Raw genomic sequence first — 17,890 nt, forward strand, 5'->3', positions numbered from 1 at the left:
GCGTCACTACCAGGCTAACGGGAGCAGCGAGTTTTCGTTACCGCAACAGGCCGGCGGCGCTCGCCCGTGATTCGAACAGGTGTTTGGTCTTGCCTGGCGCAGCGTCGGGGAGGCGTTCTAGAATCGAACACACGTTCGTATTCGGGGAGGAGGTTCTCGTGGATCGGTTAGCCCACGCCCGCTCAATTTTGCAGGTGGCAGAAACCCGGACCGGGGTGCGCCCACCCGATGAGGAGGACCGCGTGCCCGACGCGCTGCGCGGACTCCTGCCACGCGGGGTGCCCGCCGGCGGCATCGTGCACGTCAGCGGCTCGCGCACCATCGTGTGGTCGCTGGCCGCCACACTCATGGGCAGCCGGGGCTGGTGCGTCGTCATCGGGCTGCGGGACGTCGGCTGGTATGCCGCCAAGCAGGCCGGGCTGGATCTGGCTCGGGTGCTCTATCTGCCCACCGGCGCGACCCCGCCCGTGCTCGCCGCGGCGATCGATGGCGCGGACGTCCTTATCGTGGGATCGGCGCGCTCGCTCGGCGCCGGCGATCAGCGGGCGGTTGCCGGGCGGCTACGCAATCGCGGAACGCGGCTCATCACGACGATTCCCTGGCCCGGCGCGACCCAGATTACGGCGAGCGTCGTGCATGCTCACGGCTGCGATGACGGGGCCGGCTACCTCACCGAGCGCGTCATTCACGCGCGCTCACAGGGCCGCAGCGTGCGGCTGGCCGCCGGGGACGAACTGACGGCCTACCGGCCCCTGGCGGTGGTCTCGTGACGCGGCAGGTGTGTTTGTGGGTGCCCAACTGGCCGCTCGCGGCGGCGATCAGCGAGGGACTAATCGACCCGGAGGCGCCGGCGGTCGTCCACGATGCGCGCGGGGTGCGGGCGCTGTCGCCCGCTGCCGGGCGGCGGGGTGTGCGGCGCGGGATGCGGCGACGCGCGGCGGTCGCCACCTGCCCGGAGCTCGTCGTCGTGGCCGACGATCCGGCGCGCGAAGCGCGAGTCTTTGAAACGGTGCTGACGGGCCTGGACGAGGTCATCGCGCTGCCGGTCATCATCCGGCCGGGGCTCGTCATCGCCGATGCGCGCGGCCCGGCGCGGCACTGCGGCGGCGAATGGGAACTGGCCGAGGCACTGACCGGCGCGGTCGTGCGCGCCTCGGGCGCCGAGGCGCACGTCGGGATCGCCGAGGGGACGCTCGCGGCGATCCTCGCCGCCCGCAGCCAGGGCGTCGTGCCAGCGGATCAGACGGCGCAATTCCTCGCCGCCCAGCCCATGACAGCGCTGAGCGCGGTCACCAGCAGCGCCCGGCTGGCGCGAGACCTCGAAGAGCTCATCGAACTGTGTGACCGCTTTGGGATTCGCACGCTCGCCGATTTCCTCGCACTGCCGCGCGCCGCGGTCGCGACCCGCTTCGGGACGACCGGCATCACCGCCTACGATCTGGCGCGCGGCCACGACGTCGTCATGCCGCACGCGAGCAGCGAGCGCGCCGAGGTGGGAGCCGGGCGGGAGTATGACCCGCCGCTTGCCACGAGCGAAGCCGCAGCCTTCGCCGCGCGCAGCCTGGCCGAAGAGCTCGCCGACCGCCTCACCGGTCGCAGCTGCACGCACCTACTTGTCACGGCTCGCACGACGACGGGCACCAGCCACGAACGCACGTGGGTCGTGGCCGGCGCGGACGGTGGGGGCCGCCTGACGCCCGCCGCCATGACCGATCGGGTGCGCTGGCAGCTCGATGCGTGGCTCACGCGCCGTGGCAAGGACGCGCCCGATGGCGAGCTGAGCTACCTCGAGCTGCGGGCCCAAGGGGTCGGATCCGGCGATGATCGCGGCACCCCGCTGTGGGGGCGCGGCGATGATCGGGAGCGGGTGGATCGGGCCCTGGCCCGGTTGCAATCGCTCGCCGGAATCTCCCGCGTCAACGTCCTGGTCGAGCAGGGCGGGCGCGATCCGCGCTCCCGCGTTGCGGTGCTGCCCGCCGTCGCGCCACACGATGGACTGCGCCCGGTGGCCGGCAGCTGGCCCGGCGCCCTGCTCGGACCGGCACCGACGGTGCTGCTGGAGACGACGGTGACGATCCAGCTCTTTGATTCTCGCGGCGAGCCGATCGCGGTGCCGCCGGCGCATCGCGGCTGGCTCCCGGCCCCCGCGAGCTATCGCCTGAACGAGGCACTGCCCGCTATCCCGCCGCAAGGCGCCGTCGTGCAGTGGGCGGGCCCCTGGCCGCTACTGGAGCGCTGGTGGGAGGGGCTGCCCGAACGCTGCTACCTCCAGCTCGTCATCGCCGACGGTCCGCCCCTGCTCGTCGTCGGAGCGCGGGGCACCTGGCGGATCGAGGGGCACTATGACTAGGCCGCGATACGCCGAGCTGCATTCGCATTCGGCCTTCACCTTTTTGCGCGGCGCAACGGACCCGGCCCGCCTGGCCGAGCGCGCCGCCGAGCTTGGTCTTGCCGCGCACGCCCTGACGGATCGCGACGGACTCTATGGCGTGATCCAGCATTCGCGGGCGGCAGCGGACGTGGGGCTGCCCGCCGTCACGGGAGCCGAGCTCACCCATCGCGGCGCGAGCGGTGACTACGCGCTCGTGGCACTCGCCCGCCACGAGGCTGACTATGCGCACCTGTCACGCACCCTCGCCGCCGCCCACCTTGCGACCGGGACCGAACAGGCCTCCCGCCTGCGCCCGCTGCACGTCAACCTGGAGGACCTCGCCGCCGGAGGCGACTTCCTCGTGCTGACGGGAGCGCGCGATGACGGCGAAATCCCGCGCCTGATTCAAGCCGGCGATTGCGACGCCGCCAGCGCTGCCCTGGATCGACTCGTCGCGCTGTTTGGCAGCTCGAACGTCGCTGTCGAGATCACCGCCACCGGCCGCGGGGATGACGCAGCGCTGCATGATGCCCTGGCCGAGCTCGCGCAGCGCTTTAGTCTGCCCCTCGTCGCGACGGGGGATGTCTACTGCGCCCGGCCCGAGGAATTCGCCCTGCTCACGGCGTTGCGGGCCACCTCGTGCAATGAACCGCTCACCGTCGCGGACGCAGAGCTGCCGCCCGCCCCGCCCTACCTGCGCAGTGCCCAGGAGATGATGCTCTTACACCGCAGGCACCCCCAAGCCGTATCGACGGCCGCGGAACTCGGCGCGGAATGCGCCTTTGATCTGTCCCTCATCGCGCCCAACCTGCCGCCGCATCCGGTGCCCGATGGCCACAGCGAGGCAAGCTGGCTACGAGAACTCACGATGCGCGGGGCCGCCGCGCGCTATGGCCCGCCGGAGGCGGAGCGCGTGCCCGGTGCCTACGCGATGATCGAGCACGAGCTTGCCGTGATCGAAAAGCTCGGGTTTCCCGGGTATTTCCTCATCGTGCACGAGATCGTCGACTTTTGCCGCAGTGAAGGAATCCTGTGCCAGGGGCGTGGCTCGGCGGCGAATTCAGCCGTGTGTTTCGCCCTCGGTATCACCGCCGTCGATGCGGTGACCCATCGCCTCTTGTTCGAGCGCTTCTTATCTCCCGGACGCTCGGGCCCACCCGATATCGATATCGATATCGAATCCGGCAGGAGAGAAGAGGTCATCCAGTTCGTGTACCGGCGTTACGGGCGCGAGCGCGCCGCCCTCGTCGCCAACGTCATCAGTTATCGGACTAGGTCCGCGGTGCGTGACGCCGCCCGCGCACTCGGCTACAGCGCGGGCGCAAGCGATGCGATGACGAAAAAACTCGAACGGTGGGGAGCGGTCGATGCTGATGCGGGCGTGCCGCAGCCGGTCGCGAACCTGGCCGAGCAGTTCATGCGGCTGCCGCGCCACCTGGGGATCCATCCCGGTGGCATGGTGCTGTGCGACCGCCCGGTCATTGAGGTATGCCCCATCCAGTGGGCGGCGATGCCCGGCCGCACGGTCCTGCAGTGGGATAAGGACGATTGCGCTGATGCGGGGCTCGTGAAATTCGATCTGCTCGGCCTTGGCATGCTGACGGCGCTGCGCCACGCCTTCAACTCGCTGACCGAGCTCGGCATCACCCACGACGGCCGCCCGATCGACCTGCACGATATCCCGCAAGAAGACCCCGGCGTTTATGACCTGCTGTGTGCCGCCGATACCGTTGGTGTCTTCCAGGTCGAATCGCGCGCCCAGATGCAGACCCTGCCGCGGATGCGGCCGCGGTGTTTTTACGACATCGTCGTCGAAGTCGCGCTCATTCGGCCCGGTCCAATCCAGGGCGGATCGGTCAACCCCTATCTGCGACGGCGGCTGGGGCGAGAGCCGGTCACCTACCTACATCCGCTGCTGAAGCCCGCACTAGAAAAAACCCTCGGGGTGCCGCTGTTTCAAGAACAGCTCATGCAGATCGCCGTTGATGCCGCAGGATTTACGCCCGCAGAAGCCGATCGATTACGCAAGGCCATGGGGGCCAAGCGATCCTTGGAACGCATGGCCGAACTCCATGACCGGTTGATCGAGGGGATGGCACAGCGCGGCATCGAAGCGGGAATCGCGGAGCAGATTTATACGACGCTGGAGGGCTTTGCGAGTTTCGGTTTTCCCGAGTCGCACTCCTTTTCTTTTGCCTATCTCGTCTATGCCTCCGCCTATCTCAAAGTGCATCATCCCGAGTCGCTGTATGCCGGCCTGCTGGCAGCCCAGCCCATGGGGTTTTACTCGCCTCAATCCCTCGTGGCTGATGCTCGGCGCCACGGGGTGCGGGTGATCCCGGCCGATGTCATGACCTCGCAGGTGCACGCGAGCGTCGTGCGTGGGGACTTCGAGACCGATCCGCGCAAGGATCCCGAATACGATCCGGCCGTCGGCAACCTGTCCCATCCGGATCCGCGGCTCGCGGTGCGTCTGGGGTTAGCCTCCATCCGGGGGATCGGTGAAGCCGCAGCCGAGCGGATTGTTGCGGCTCGCCCGTTTCGCGATCCAATGGAGCTGGCCGCCCGGGCCCGCCTGTCGACGACCCAGATCGAGAATCTCGCGAGCGCGGGAGCGCTGCGCGCCTTTGGCTCCCGGCGCGAGATGCTGTGGTCGGCCACATGGGCGGGGGCCGCGGCCGGGCGGCGCCACCGGGTGGGGGATATCGTCTACGAGCAACTGCCCATTCCAGGCATCGATGCGGTCGCCACGCTGCCGCAGCTCCCCGAGCTCACGACGGTCGAGCGCAGTGTGCTGGACGTATGGTCGGCGGGTGTGAGCCCCGAACACCCCGTGTCTTTCGTCCGCGAAAAGCTCCGGGATGCGGGGGTCTTGAGCGTGGCCCAGTTTAAGGAACTGCCAGACGCCACCCGGGCCCGCACGGCGGGCCTTGTCACCCATCGCCAGCGCCCCGGAACCGCCGGCGGCGTCACTTTTCTTGCCCTGGAAGACGAAACGGGAATTATCAACGTCATCTGTTCTCCCGGCGTATGGCAGGCCTACCGTCCCATCGCGCGCGGGCAGGCGGCACTCATCATCCGGGGCCGGATTCAAACTCAGGACGGGGTCGTCGCGTTGCAAGCGGATCGCTTCGAGCCGCTCAGTTTGCAAGTTCCCTCGCGCTCGCGAGATTTTCGCTAGCTCACTCCGCGATGAGTTCGTCCTCATCGACGTGCGGGAGTCGAGACATCGGCGGATCCGGGTTCGATAGCGTCCGGTAGACCGCCCACACCACCGAGATAATCGGGATCGCGATGATGGCACCAAACAAGCCCACCGCGAACGTACCGGCGGTCACGCCCACCGCCACGACGACGGGGTGCAAAGAGACCTGTTTGCCCATCACCAGGGGCTGTAAGACGTGGCCCTCAAACTGGCCGATCAGCGCAATACCGATACCCACAATCGCGGCCTTACCAACGCCCCCGGCAGCGAGCGCCACCACCATGGCGATGACCATGGCCGCGGGCGCACCCACGAGCGGAATAAAGGCACCGATGATCACGAGTACAGCGAGCGGAGCCGCGAGCGGAATATCGAGGATCCACAGCAGGATGAAGGCAAAAATACCGTCGGAAACCGCGACGATCATCGTGCCGCGAGCGTATCCGGAGAACGTCAGCCAGCCAGCGGCGGCGGCGCGATGGGTGTTCTCGCGGTTGCGCGCAGGCAGCAGGTTGAGGAACCACAGCCACATCTTGTCGCCAGTGGTGAGGAAGAAAACCGCGATGAACAAAGACAGGGCAAGAATCGTAAAGATGATCGCGACGGTGCCCGCGTTCGATAGCACCTGAGAGGCGAGGTCCCCAGCGTTTTCTTGCACGTAGGTCGTGCCCTTGTCCACCAGGTCCTTGACACCGTCAGTGATTTCTTGGCGCGTCAGGTGCCAGGGCAGCGGGCCCCGCTCCAAAAAGTCGATGATCGTATCGACGCCGTCGGAGAACTTGGTGGCGAGATCATTCCACTCTCCAGACACGGAGTAGCCGACGTAGAACATGAGGCCACCGAAAACCCCGAATGCCCCAAACAGCGAGAGAGCTGTGGCAAGCGGGCGCGGCATGAATAGTGCCAACCAGGAGACGATCGGCCACAGCACCGAGGTGGCGACGAGCGCGAGGAAGACGGCAATGAAGACGAGTTCGATCTTGGCGGTGACAAAGACGATCCCCGAGATCACGAGGACGATGCCGATGAGGTACCAAGCACCCAGCCCGTACTTCGACAGCCACCGCGGCACCGAGGACTGGCCACGGGAGGAGACCGCTCGCTCCGGCATCCGGCGCACGCTCACCCGGCCCGCGGTCGTCGCGCGGTAGCGCCGCGGCGGGCCTTCCGGCAGACGGGGCGGGGGAGACGCCGTTGGGGTATTCGGTACTAGCGGGGTCGCCGAGGTCGACATGGGAGGATTGGCGGGACGGCGCCGCACCCGAGAAAGGGCATTACCGGAGGAGCGCATCGCGCGCGAACCAGCACGCGTGACTGCTTTGGCGGCTCGCGTGAAACGGTTCATGGGCCCAGTCTATGGCTGGCCCTGGCCGGGTGCAGGTTCCCACTCGGCAAGGAGCTCACTTGGCGCATGAACGATCGGGAAGCCATCGGCCTCACTCGGCGAGCCATAGCCCCATGCGACGAACACGGCGTCAATCCCGTTGACGCGCGCACCCTCCATGTCATAGCGGCGATCACCAATCATCACCGCGGCGGAGGTCTCGATGCCCGCCTCGGTAAGGCGATTCAAGCAAAGCTCAACGACCTGCTCCTTGTGGTTGATGCCGCGCGTCGGATCGGCGCCCGTGATGACGGTGAAGTGATCGGTGAGGTTCTTCGCGGCAAGGATTTCGCGCGCGGCCACCTCGGGCTTGGCCGTTGCGATGGCGTGAATGACGCCGTGACGCGTTGCGGCCTCGATCGTCTCGATGACTTCGGGATAGATGGGGGCGCTCGTCATCGTCGCGCCATAGATCCGGCGATACTCGGCGATGACATCATGCACGGCATCAAGCGGCACGCCGCAAAACCGGGGGAGGCCTTCGATCAGGGGCGGGCCAACGCAGCCGCGAGCCTGTTCTTCGGGCACATCGGGCAGGCCGCATGCGGCAAGGGCCTGCCGGATTGAGCCGATGATTGTCGCGCCAGAATCGATCAGCGTGCCATCAAGGTCCCACAGAAAAACTCGCACGACCTCACCCTATCGACGATTTGGGCTTAGACTGAACCGGCTTCGCCATATTGAAACTCTCAGAAGGACTCCATGCTCGTCAGGCTTTATCGCAGATACTTGGCGGAACACCGCACAACTCTCGCCTTGATCGTGCTCTTCCAGCTGATCCAAGCCGGCTCAGCGTTGCTGTTGCCCTCCCTATCGGCCGACATCATCGACCACGGCGTGCTGCAGGGCGATGTCGGTTATATCTGGCGGATGGGCGGCTGGATGCTCGCCCTGTCCATCGCCCAGATCATCGCCACGATTGTTGCCGTCCGGCTCGGTGCCCGTACCGCGGCCGCCGTCGGTCGCGCCGCGCGGCGCGACGTCTTCTCCCACGTCCAGAACTTCGCCACCCCCGATATCTCCACGTTCGGCGCCCCCTCGCTCGTGACGCGAGCAACCAATGACGTCCAGCAGATCCAGATGATCCTGACCTTCGTGCTCACCATCTTGGTGATGGCGCCCGTCATGGCCGCGGGCGGCGTCGTCATGGCGATCCGGCAAGATGCCGGGCTCTCGCTGTTGCTCGTCGTCGCCGTCCCGATTCTCGCGGCCGTGATGGTGGCCGGCATGGTGAAGCTGCGGCCGCTGTTTAAGGTCATGCAGGAACGCATCGACGCGGTCAACCGCATCATGCGCGAGCAGCTGACCGGAGTCCGCGTGATTCGCGCTTTCGTCCGCCAGTCAGAGGAACGCTCCCGCTTTATGACGGTCAACGCCGAGCTGCGGGACGTCTCGATCTCCACTGGATACGTCATGGCCTGGCTCTTCCCCTCGGTCAACGTCATCATCGGGCTGTCCTCTGTCGCCGTCGTCTGGTTTGGCGGCCTGCGCGTGGACAGCGGCGATATGCCGATCGGCTCGCTGATCGCCTTCCTCGCCTACATCATGCAGATCTTCATCTCGGTGATGCTTGGCAGCTTCATCCTCATGATGGCGCCGCGCGGCGAAGTCTCGGCGGGACGTATCCTCGACGTGCTCTCTCACGAGCCGTCGATCGCGAATCCGGCGGCGACGACGCCGCTGCCAGATGAGCGATTGACCTTCGAATTGCAGGATGTCTCTGTGCGCTACCCGGAGGCACAGCGGCGGGTGCTTGCCGATGTCGATCTGAGCCTCCTGCCGGGCACGACGACCGCCGTCATTGGCGCGACGGGCTCGGGAAAGTCGACTCTCGTTAATCTGCTGCCGCGGCTTATGGACATCACGGAGGGCCGGATCAGCGCGGGTGGAATCTCCTATGAGGACCTCGACTTGGCAGCGCTGCGGCAACGCATCGCGCTCGTGCCGCAAAAGTCGTTCCTATTCTCCGGCACCGTGCGCTCCTCGCTCACCCTCGCCAACCCCAACGCCACCGATGAGGACATCTGGCGTGCGCTCACGATCGCGCAGGCTGCTGACTTCGTTAGTGCCCTCGCCGACGGGCTCGATGCGACCGTCGATCAGGGCGGACATAACTTCTCCGGTGGCCAGCGCCAGCGCCTGACGATCGCACGGGCGCTGCTGCGCGATGCCGACCTGTACATCTTCGACGATTCGTTCTCGGCGCTTGATACCGCAACCGAAGCGCGGCTGCGTACCGCGTTGCGGGGCGCCATCGGCGAGGCGGCCCAGCTCGTCGTCGCGCAGCGGGTCTCCTCGGTGCGCACGGCTGACGCCATCGTCGTCTTAGATGAGGGGCACATCGTCGGCTATGGCACCCACGATGAGCTCATCGCGACGTGCGAAACCTACCAGCAGATTGCCAGTTCCCAGCACGCGATTGAGGAGGACGCATGAGCCGCGGAGTAGATCCCACGCGCCGCTCGCGCGATGTCAAGGGCGCTGTCAAACGCACGGTAGCCTACCTACGTCCCGAGCGCACCGCCCTCATCATCGTCGTGGCCCTCATGGCGCTGGCCGTCGCCGCACAGGTCTACGGTCCGAAGGTGCTCGGCCAGGGCACGAACCTCATCGTCGCCGGCATGGTCGGTCGCTCAATGCCGGCCGGTGCCACCGCCGAGCAGGTCATCGCGGGATTGCGCGCCGCCGGCGAGCAGCGGATGGCCGATGCACTCTCGACGATGGACTTCACACCCGGCGTCGGGATCGATACCGGCCAGCTGGCGCGGGTCCTAGGCCTGGCCCTGGTGCTCTACGTCGCCTCCACGCTGCTCATGTGGATCTCCTCGCGGATGATTGCAGGCATCGTGCAGCGCTCCGGCTACCGGCTGCGCGCCCAGGTGAACGAGCACATCGACGCACTGCCGCTGTCCTATCTCGATTCGCACGCGCGCGGTGATCTGCTCTCGCGCGTCACGAACGATATCGACAATCTCACGCAGACGCTGCAGCAGTCGCTCTCGCAGATCATCCAATCGGTGTTCACCGTCGTAGGCATCCTCGCGATGATGGTGTGGATCAGCTGGGAGCTCTCGCTCATCGCGCTCATCGTCGTTCCCGTCGCGCTCATTGCGACGGCCCTGATCGCCAAGCGCGCCCAACCGCACTTCGGCACGCAGTGGCGGGCCACGGGCGAGGTCGGCGCCATCGTCGAAGAGTCTTTCACCGGCCACGAGATCATCGCGGCCTACGGCCTGCAGTCCGCCTCCGAGGCCGACTTCGCCAAGCACAATGAGGAACTCGCCAACGCCGTCTACCGCTCGCAGTTCATCTCCGGCACCATCATGCCGACGATGAACCTGCTGTCGAATATCTCCTATGTGCTGATCGCCGTCGTCGGCGGCATCCGGATCGCGAACGGCCAGATGAACGTCGGCGATATTCAGGCCTTCATCCAGTACTCGCGCCAGTTCAACCAGCCGCTGGCCCAGCTCGGCTCGATGGTCAACCTCATCCAGTCGGGCGCGGCTTCCGCCGAGCGCATCTTCGACCTGCTCGATGCGCCCGAACAACGCCCGGACACCTCCGCGGCGCACCTGCCGCCCAATGCCCGCGGCGTGAGCTTTGAACACGTGCGGTTCTCCTACAAGCCCGGCGTCGAGGTCATCCGCGATCTTTCGCTTACCGTGGAGCCCGGCCAGACCGTGGCGATCGTCGGGCCGACGGGTGCGGGCAAGACGACGCTCGTCAACCTCCTCATGCGCTTTTACGAGGTGGACTCCGGCCATATCCGCATCGACGGGATCGACATCGCCGACGTCGACCGCGACGAGCTGCGGGAGCGCTTCGGCATGGTGCTGCAGGACACTTGGCTCTTCGAGGGCACCATCGCGGACAACATCGCCTTCGGTAAGGCGGGCGCGAGCCGCGCCGACGTCGAAGCCGCGGCAGTCGATACCGGCGTCGATGCCATGATCCGCACGCTGCCCGAGGGCTATGACACGGTCATCAGCGAGGAAGCCGAGACGATCTCGGCGGGCGAGAAACAGCTCATTACGATCGCGCGCGCCTTCCTCGCCGATCCGCAGATCCTCATCCTCGACGAGGCCACGAGCTCGGTGGATACCCGCACCGAAATGCTCGTCCAGCAGGCCATGACGCGGCTACGCGCCGGGCGCACCGGCTTCATCATCGCCCATCGCCTGTCAACGATTCGGGATGCCGACGTCATCGTCGTGATGGAAGACGGTGACGTCGTGGAGACGGGCAATCACGACTCGTTGCTCGCAGCCGGCGGCCACTACGCCAACCTGTATCAGGCGCAGTTCGCGGGCATCGGGATGGGCGAGGCGGACGATTAACGGATCGGGCGCGGATCACCGCCGCGCGCCGCGAGCTCGGCCTCGCACATGTCGCGGCCACCGAGCTCCAGGCCGGCAAGCTGGCTTTCGCCGCGGTAGCGCGGCCGTCCGCGCTCAAAGACGGCCAGGCGCATGTGGCCGGCCAGGTGTTCCAGCGCCCCGGGCGCGTTGCGCCGGTCATCCACGAGCGGCACGGGAAGGACAAAGCCCGCCTGCTCGCCATCGGTTGCCGCGATCTCGACCTGCCAGCGCGCTGAGCGCCCGGACAGTTGCCAATGGCCCTTCGAGGTTTCGGCGCGCACTGGCGAGGTCACGGGGTTGCCAAGCCGGATGACGGGCCCATCCGGCAGCGCGACGACGAGGCCGGTGACCTCGACGGCTGCTTGCCGGCCGCCGATGCTCGGTCCCGCGGTGACGATCCCGCCCGCGAACGCGACGCACGTCTCGGGCTCTGCAAAGCCCTGGGCCTGGCCCCACCACCAGGCCGCGGGAAAGCCGCCGCGGCCCCAGTTCTTCTCGGCATAGACCTGCCAGCCGTCGATCCGAATGACCTCGCCGTTGATGCGGGCCGTGCCATGTGCGCGGCCGCCTAGCAGCCACGGATGCCAGTACTGGTTGAGCCCCGGTACGACCTGGAAATAGGAGGAGCCGCCAAACCGGCGGCGCGGCCAGGGCCGGTGATCCGTGACGTCGATGTCGAGCCCGCAATCACCGACGGCGAAGGACACGTGCTCGGTGTCCGCGACGACGTGATCGCGGCCCGGCTGGCTGGTGCCCACCTGCACCCCGAAGCGCACCGGATCGGCCCACGCGCCGGCGACCTCGCTCGTAGCAAGGACCTCCTCCGGTTCGGTCGCGATTCCGACTGTCGCCCAGCTCCCGGCCCCATCGGATGGCGTATTGACCCCGACGAGCGCGATGATGACGCGGGAGGTGGCGGGGCAGGTCAGGCGCCAGAAATAGCCCTCCATCGAGACGCCGTGTGCGGGCAGGGGATCGGAAAAGGGCAGGTCGGCTCCGGTAGCGCGGTAACGTGACATGCCCCGATTGTGTCAGCGCTTGGGGAGGGGCGCGCTTTGGGGCAGGGCTGTGCCAAGCTAGAGGAAGCTTGAGGGCGGGAGGATACGTGAGCGGCACTGGTCTCATGCCAGGACACGGCGATTATGCGCGCGCAACCGCCGCGCTGTTCTTTCTTGGCATCGCCGCCTTCGCCCAGCTTTACACCGTCCAGCCGCTGCTCGTTCCCATCGGTGAGGAGTTCGGAGTCGGGGCCGCCGATACCTCCTGGCTGATGTCGGCAACGACCGCCGGAATCGCCCTCGCGGTGCTGCCCGTCGGGCACTATTCGGGGCGCTGGGGCCGGCGCCGCACGATGCTCATCGGGCTCGCGCTCGCCACCCTCGCGGGGATCGCCCTGCTCGGCGTGACATCCTTTGCCGGGCTCATCGCCATCCGCGCCGTTCAGGGCGCAGCCCTGTCGACCGTCCTCGTCTCCGCCATGGCCTGGGTCATCGCGGCGGCGCATCCGCTCGCGGTGACGCGCCTCGGCGGGCTGTATATCGCGGGCACGACGGTCGGCGGGATGACCGGCCGACTCGTCGCGGGCTATGCCGCGGAGCTCGGAACCTGGCGGACGGGCGTGCTGACCGCGACGATCGTCGCCGCGGCTGCCGGGGGAGCGGCCCACCTCTTACTGCCCGGCGGCGAAGTCTACGAAGACGCGGTCACCGCGCGCTCCGCTCCCGATCCTTACCGCCGCATTCGGCTTGCGATGTATGCCATCGGGGGACTGGGAATGGCAACGTTCGTCGGCATCTTCAACGTCATGGGCTACCGGCTGGCAGGCCCGCCCTTCCACGTTGGCACGGCCATCACCTCGACGCTGTTCCTCACCTATCTCGCGGGCACGGCGACTTCGGCGATCGCGGGCCGAATCGCAGCTCGCACCGGGCTGAAAGTCGCGGTGCTCAGTGGCCTGGCCGTCGCGACGGCAGGCATCGCGCTGACGCTCGTGGACTCCCTCGTCGTCATGTTCATCGGCCTGCTCGCCCTGTGCGCCGGGTTCTTCCTCGCCCACGCCCTCGCCTCATCGAACGCAGCACGCTATAGCCCGCGCCCGTCGGCGGCCTCCTCACGCTATTCGCTGTCCTATTACGCGGGCAGCTCGATCGGAGGCGTCCTGTTGGGCTACGCCTGGGAAGGCGGCGGCTGGCTCGGGACCGTCGCGGGCGCGGTGGCGCTGCTGGCCGCGGCGGGCCTCATCGTCGTGCTGACTCCAAGAGCGCAATCAGCAACCGACGATGAGGCACCGGCCGCCTAGGCCAAGCCGCGGCGCGACATGAGCGCGCCGATTTCGGGGTCGCGGCCACGGAAGGCAAGGAAGGACTCGCGCGGATCGCGCGAATAGCCGCGCGAGAGCACCTCAGCGGCCAGGTGCGCACCGGCCTCACGGTTCAGCCCGCCATCGCCCTCGCGGGTGGCCTCGGTGCGGAACCACTCGGCGGTGTCGGCGTCGAGGACCTCGGCCCACACGTAGGAGTAGTAGCCCGCGTCGTAGCCGCCACCGAAGGTGTGATTGAAGAACGTCGTGCGGTAACGCGGCGGCACGACGTCGATCCCGAACTCACGCAGCGTCTTCGCCTCAAAGTCCGCCACCTCGGATATGTCGGTGGGAATCTCATCGGGGCCAAGGCGATGCCACGCCTGGTCCAGCAGCGCCGCTCCGAGGTACTCGCTCGTAGCAAAGCCCTCGCCGTAGGCGCCCATGGAGGTGAGCGTCTCGATGTAGCTGGCGGGGATTTCCTCGCCCGTTTCGTGGTGGCGCGCAAAGTTCTTGATGACCTCGGGGTTTTCCATCCACATCTCGTTGAGCTGGGAGGGGTATTCGACGAAGTCGCGCGGCACCGAGGTGCCGGATTGGCTCGGCCAGCGCACATCGGAGAGCAGGCCGTGCAGCGCGTGCCCGAATTCGTGGAAGCAGGTACGAACCTCGTCCCAGGTGAGCAGCGTCGGGAAGCCCTCTTGCGGCTTCGCAACGTTCAGATCGTTGGTGACGACGGCCTTGCGGTCAAGCAGGTGGGACTGCTCGACGAAGCCGCTCATCCACGCACCGCCGCGCTTGCCCTCGCGGGCGTAATAGTCGGCGCTGAACAGTCCGATGCCCTCACCGGCTTCGTTGAAGACCTCCCAAACGCGCGCATCGGGGGTGTGCCCGGTAATGTCCTCTCGGCGGGTGAAGCTCAGGCCGTAGAGCTTATTGGCGGCGAAGAAGACGCCATTATCGATGACGTTTTCCAGCAGCAGGTAGGGCTTGAGCACGGAGTCGTCGAGGTTGAACTTCTCGCCGCGCAGCTTTTCCGAGTAGTAGGACCAGTCAGACACGGCGAATGGCCGCGGATCCTCGCGTGCCATGAGCTCGGCGAGTTCGGCCGATTCGGCCTTAGCGTTGCGTGCGGCCGGAGCGGCCATCGCGGTCAGGCGCTCCATGATGGCCTGCGAGGTTCCGGCAGCGGCGTCCTCGGCGACGTAGTCGGCGTGATGGTCATAGCCCAGCAGCTGGGCGCGCTCGGCGCGGGCGCGGGCAAGGTCCAAGACGATCTGGCGGGTGTCGTTCTCGCCCTGCCAGTTGCGCGACTGCGAGGTCTCAAACAGGCGGGCGCGGGTGTCAGAATCGGTGAGCGAGGTAGCCAGCGGCTGCTGCGTCGTGGATTGCAGCGCCACCTTGTAGCTGCCGTCGTCCTGCTTCATCGCATCGAGTTCGGCGTCATCGAGTCCGGCCAGCTCGGTGGCCGAAAAGCTCGGGGCGTGTGCCTCCAGGTCTTTGACGACGCGGCGCCCGAATGCTGCCTGCAGCGAGGCGATGCTCGAGTTCAATTCGCGCAGTCGATCCTGCTTCTCGCCCTCGAGCTCGACGCCGGCCCGGCGGAACCGCTTCAGGTAGGTCTCCAGGAGCCAGGCGGTGTCCGCATCGAGGTCGAGGTTCGCGTCTGCCAGCTGTGTCAGGCGGTCATAGATGCGCTGATCAAGGTAGAACGCGTCGCTGTGTTCGGCGAACAGCGGGGAGAATTCCTCCTCCAGGGCATCCAGCTCGTCACCGCCAACGGACGAGAGCTGGGAGAAGAATGCGCTGGCAGCGCGCGTCAGCAGGTCGCCCGACTTTTCAATCGGCTCCAAAACGGTTTCTACTGTGGCCGGAGAAGTGTCGGTCGCGATCTCCTCCCACTGGGCGCGCTGTTCGGCAAAGCCCTCTCGCAGCGCGGGGGCAAAGTGCTCGACGCGGATGGCATCGAAATCAGGCATCCCATAGGGCAGGGAGGACGGCTGGGCAAAAGGATTCTCAGCGGAAAGTGACATAGGTCCTATCGTGCCATGGCTCGCCTCAACGCTCGAACAGAGCACCGCCGGTTTCGCCCTCAGAGTGAAGAATCGCCGCGAGGTTCGGCGGCTCGAAGTGTGGCCCCTTTCCGACCTTGCCGTCCGCCCGCAGCACCGGCTTGCCATCGGGGCCGAGCTTGGTGAGGTTGGACCGGTGGATCTCGGCGATCACCGAATCGAGCGGAATATTAGCCAGGATCGCCATGCCATAGATGACGTAGGCGAGATCTCCCAGCGCGTCGGCCGTCGCGATGAGGTCGGCGTTCGTGGGACCGACGTCGATCGTTTCGAAGGCGGAGCGAACGGTCTCGGCGGCTTCGCGACCCCGCACCGCTTCGATAAGTTCGCAGAACTCTTCAGCAATGAGTCGTAGACGCATCGCCATATCCGGATGATCGACGGCCGCGGCTCCCTTGCCAATCACCATCGAGTAGACCCGGTGGAATTCCACCACCATGTCGTGCACGGTGGCGGGTCGAGGTCGGGTGCCTGCGAGAAAGTCGCTCGCCGTAAGCGAGCCGATCCAACCGTCATGCTGCTCACCCTTCAGAGAGATCAAGCCGGGAACAACGGCGTGCATCGTGAATCCGAGACGGCGGGCAAGCGCTAGGGAAGCGAGGTTCGCGGACTGAATCTGGATGTGGACTGTAGCCAGCTCGAGGTCGTTGAAAGCGTGCGCAAGCAGCGCTGTCGCGGCCTCCGTAAGGAAACCGCGGCCACGAAAATCTCGGTGAGCCCAATACCCAATCTCCGCTACGTTGCCGTTCCTCTTGTGGAGGTCGATGGCGCCAACGAGCTGGCCATCGTGGGTGGTGATGAGGAAAACGGGCAGACCGTCGGCGGCGCTCTGGGCGACAATATCGGTGATGAAATACTCAGCATCGGCGCGGGTATATGGCTCGGGGACTGCCGTAAACCGTGCGATGTCCGGATCGCTGCAGGCCTCAATGATTGCGTCGCAATCGGCCATCGTTGGGGGTCGAAGAATCAACCGAGTGGTGCGCAGCTCCGTCATGACTGAAGACTAGGGCAGGGCGCAGGCATAGCAAAAGCGCGGACGAATCTCGTCCGCGCTTGTTGCCTACTTAGGCAGCCATCGTGAGGATCTCGACGTCCTCGAGGTTCGACCACTCGATTCCGAAGGGCTCTCGCCAGCCGCGTACGGCGTCTTCGATCGCGTGGTAGTCGATCCCGGAGGCGGTCCGACCGGTCAAATGGTCCACGATAGTAAGTTTGCTCATCTTCATCATTCCTTCAGTCACATGAGTCATGGGCACACACCTCCGTGGTGCGTGCTGCAACCGGTACCGTCACGGTTTGACGGGGCAGCCAGTCAGCCAGTTGGCCTCGGCAGCACGGTGGGCTTCCGAACGAACCAAAATCGGCGCCAAGGCAACTTTACAAGATTACCAGATGAGCGATATGTGAGCAACTATGTCGCTAGGGTTAACAGTGGCATAGCCGCTTCAGCACAGAGGAATCGTCAATGCGAAGGCGAAAGAAGGACCATCAATAACTCTCCGAGTTTCCCGTGGCCAAGCTCCAGGTCGGCTACGGAGTCGGCGCCGTGCTCTGGTTCAAAGGAGGCCTGGTGAAGATCTCGGATCCCGAACTCCGCAAACGATTTTATGACTGGGGCGAGTTCTTTCTCGACCATTACGACATCGACGCGGGCTAGCCGACGAGGGACCACGCCGCCCGCCACTTTAGAAACGCGGCGGAAATTCTTACCGACCTACAAGAGCTCTACAGCGACTGGGCGATCTACCACGCGATCTGGGAAGAGTGGTACTTGAGACGAGAACAAACCTGCGGGACCAACCCTAACGAGTACCCAAGCGTATGCGCGGATCGGAAACTCCGGGTTACCGGCCAAAACGTGTTGCTTAAGATCGGAGTTTGCCGCGTTGTGGTGCGGGAAAGTCGGGGTGATTAGCTCGAAATGAGCTAATCCCGGCGGGTTGTTGACATCGGCCTGGTTGTGTGCGGGTCAACTTGACCGGTGCGAACCAAGTCCCCCAAAGCTCGTAAGTGTCAGATCTGTTTCCAGCCGATGCGTAAATACGGACGCAGCGCGGCCGGGGCTCAGCGATGGAGATGCAACTATTGCGGGGCCACGGTTTGCTTCCGTCGCGAGGATCAAACACAGCAAGCTACCTTCGCCGCGTTCATCGATTATGTGCTCGGTAAGAACGCCCAATACGAGGTCGATGGCA

Annotated in this window: 13 protein-coding genes and 1 pseudogene; 8 read left to right on the plus strand and 6 right to left on the minus strand. The window is 66.0% G+C overall.

Annotated elements, in window-relative coordinates; all coding sequences use genetic code 11:
• Positions 1-158: 158 nt before the first annotated feature.
• Genes BLU67_RS10965 through BLU67_RS10975 form a run of 3 tightly spaced genes read left to right on the plus strand, consistent with a single transcriptional unit; the run spans position 159 to position 5,552 of the window.
• Positions 159-770, plus strand: a complete 612-nt coding sequence (locus BLU67_RS10965) for a hypothetical protein (RefSeq protein WP_092565895.1) — start codon at positions 159-161, stop codon at positions 768-770.
• Positions 771-790: 20 nt separating this feature from the next.
• Complete coding sequence (locus BLU67_RS10970; RefSeq protein ID WP_176780794.1) at positions 791-2,350, plus strand: DNA polymerase Y family protein; 1,560 nt, start codon at positions 791-793, stop codon at positions 2,348-2,350.
• Entirely contained in the window at positions 2,343-5,552 is a 3,210-nt protein-coding gene (locus BLU67_RS10975) for an error-prone DNA polymerase (RefSeq protein WP_092565899.1), read from the plus strand. The genes BLU67_RS10970 and BLU67_RS10975 overlap by 8 nt, the downstream gene beginning before the upstream one ends.
• Before the next feature lies 1 nt (position 5,553).
• On the opposite strand, the gene BLU67_RS10980 is transcribed toward BLU67_RS10975, so the two are convergent.
• On the minus strand, positions 5,554-6,921 hold the full coding sequence (locus tag BLU67_RS10980) for an AI-2E family transporter (RefSeq protein WP_092565901.1): 1,368 nt from the start codon (positions 6,919-6,921) through the stop codon (positions 5,554-5,556).
• A 9-nt stretch (positions 6,922-6,930) separates the two neighbouring features.
• Positions 6,931-7,590 (minus strand): HAD family hydrolase, encoded by a 660-nt coding sequence (locus BLU67_RS10985; protein ID WP_092565903.1) that lies wholly within the window; start codon positions 7,588-7,590, stop codon positions 6,931-6,933.
• A 72-nt stretch (positions 7,591-7,662) separates the two neighbouring features.
• On the opposite strand from BLU67_RS10985, the gene BLU67_RS10990 reads away from it, so the two are divergent.
• Both BLU67_RS10990 and BLU67_RS10995 read left to right on the plus strand, forming a co-directional pair.
• Positions 7,663-9,396 carry an ABC transporter ATP-binding protein gene (locus BLU67_RS10990; RefSeq protein ID WP_092565905.1) on the plus strand — a complete coding sequence of 578 codons (1,734 nt, stop codon included), beginning with the start codon at positions 7,663-7,665 and terminating at the stop codon, positions 9,394-9,396.
• Complete coding sequence (locus tag BLU67_RS10995) at positions 9,393-11,300, plus strand: ABC transporter ATP-binding protein (protein ID WP_092565907.1); 1,908 nt, start codon at positions 9,393-9,395, stop codon at positions 11,298-11,300. Before BLU67_RS10990 ends, BLU67_RS10995 begins: the two co-directional genes overlap by 4 nt.
• Here the strand turns inward: BLU67_RS10995 and BLU67_RS11000 are convergent.
• On the minus strand, positions 11,297-12,340 hold the full coding sequence (locus tag BLU67_RS11000; RefSeq protein ID WP_092565909.1) for a tocopherol cyclase family protein: 1,044 nt from the start codon (positions 12,338-12,340) through the stop codon (positions 11,297-11,299). The two genes, BLU67_RS10995 and BLU67_RS11000, sit on opposite strands and share 4 nt — an antisense overlap.
• Before the next feature lie 86 nt (positions 12,341-12,426).
• Here BLU67_RS11000 and BLU67_RS11005 point away from each other — a divergent pair, with 86 nt between their 5' ends.
• On the plus strand, positions 12,427-13,620 hold the full coding sequence (locus BLU67_RS11005; RefSeq protein ID WP_143027426.1) for an MFS transporter: 1,194 nt from the start codon (positions 12,427-12,429) through the stop codon (positions 13,618-13,620).
• Here the strand turns inward: BLU67_RS11005 and BLU67_RS11010 are convergent.
• From BLU67_RS11010 to BLU67_RS12320, 3 genes are all read right to left on the minus strand, one after another.
• The gene (locus BLU67_RS11010; protein WP_092565913.1) at positions 13,617-15,653 is read right to left on the minus strand and encodes a M3 family metallopeptidase; all 2,037 of its coding nucleotides are present in this window, start codon (positions 15,651-15,653) and stop codon (positions 13,617-13,619) included. The genes BLU67_RS11005 and BLU67_RS11010 overlap by 4 nt on opposite strands.
• Positions 15,654-15,678: 25 nt before the next feature.
• Positions 15,679-16,689 (minus strand): GNAT family N-acetyltransferase, encoded by a 1,011-nt coding sequence (locus tag BLU67_RS11015; RefSeq protein WP_092565915.1) that lies wholly within the window; start codon positions 16,687-16,689, stop codon positions 15,679-15,681.
• A 70-nt stretch (positions 16,690-16,759) separates the two neighbouring features.
• Positions 16,760-16,915: a hypothetical protein gene (locus tag BLU67_RS12320; protein WP_176780795.1), complete on the minus strand. Its 156-nt coding sequence runs from the start codon at positions 16,913-16,915 to the stop codon at positions 16,760-16,762.
• 290 nt (positions 16,916-17,205) lie between these two features.
• Between BLU67_RS12320 and BLU67_RS12325 the strand changes: the two genes are divergently transcribed.
• Positions 17,206-17,352, plus strand: coding sequence for a hypothetical protein (locus BLU67_RS12325; RefSeq protein WP_176780796.1), 147 nt, complete (start codon positions 17,206-17,208; stop codon positions 17,350-17,352).
• Between the two features lie 324 nt (positions 17,353-17,676).
• Positions 17,677-17,890 (plus strand): annotated as a pseudogene (locus BLU67_RS12460) (IS256 family transposase); the annotation flags it as partial.

Origin of the sequence: Bowdeniella nasicola (genome assembly GCF_900107735.1) — a bacterium.
Classification (GTDB): domain Bacteria; phylum Actinomycetota; class Actinomycetes; order Actinomycetales; family Actinomycetaceae; genus Bowdeniella; species Bowdeniella massiliensis.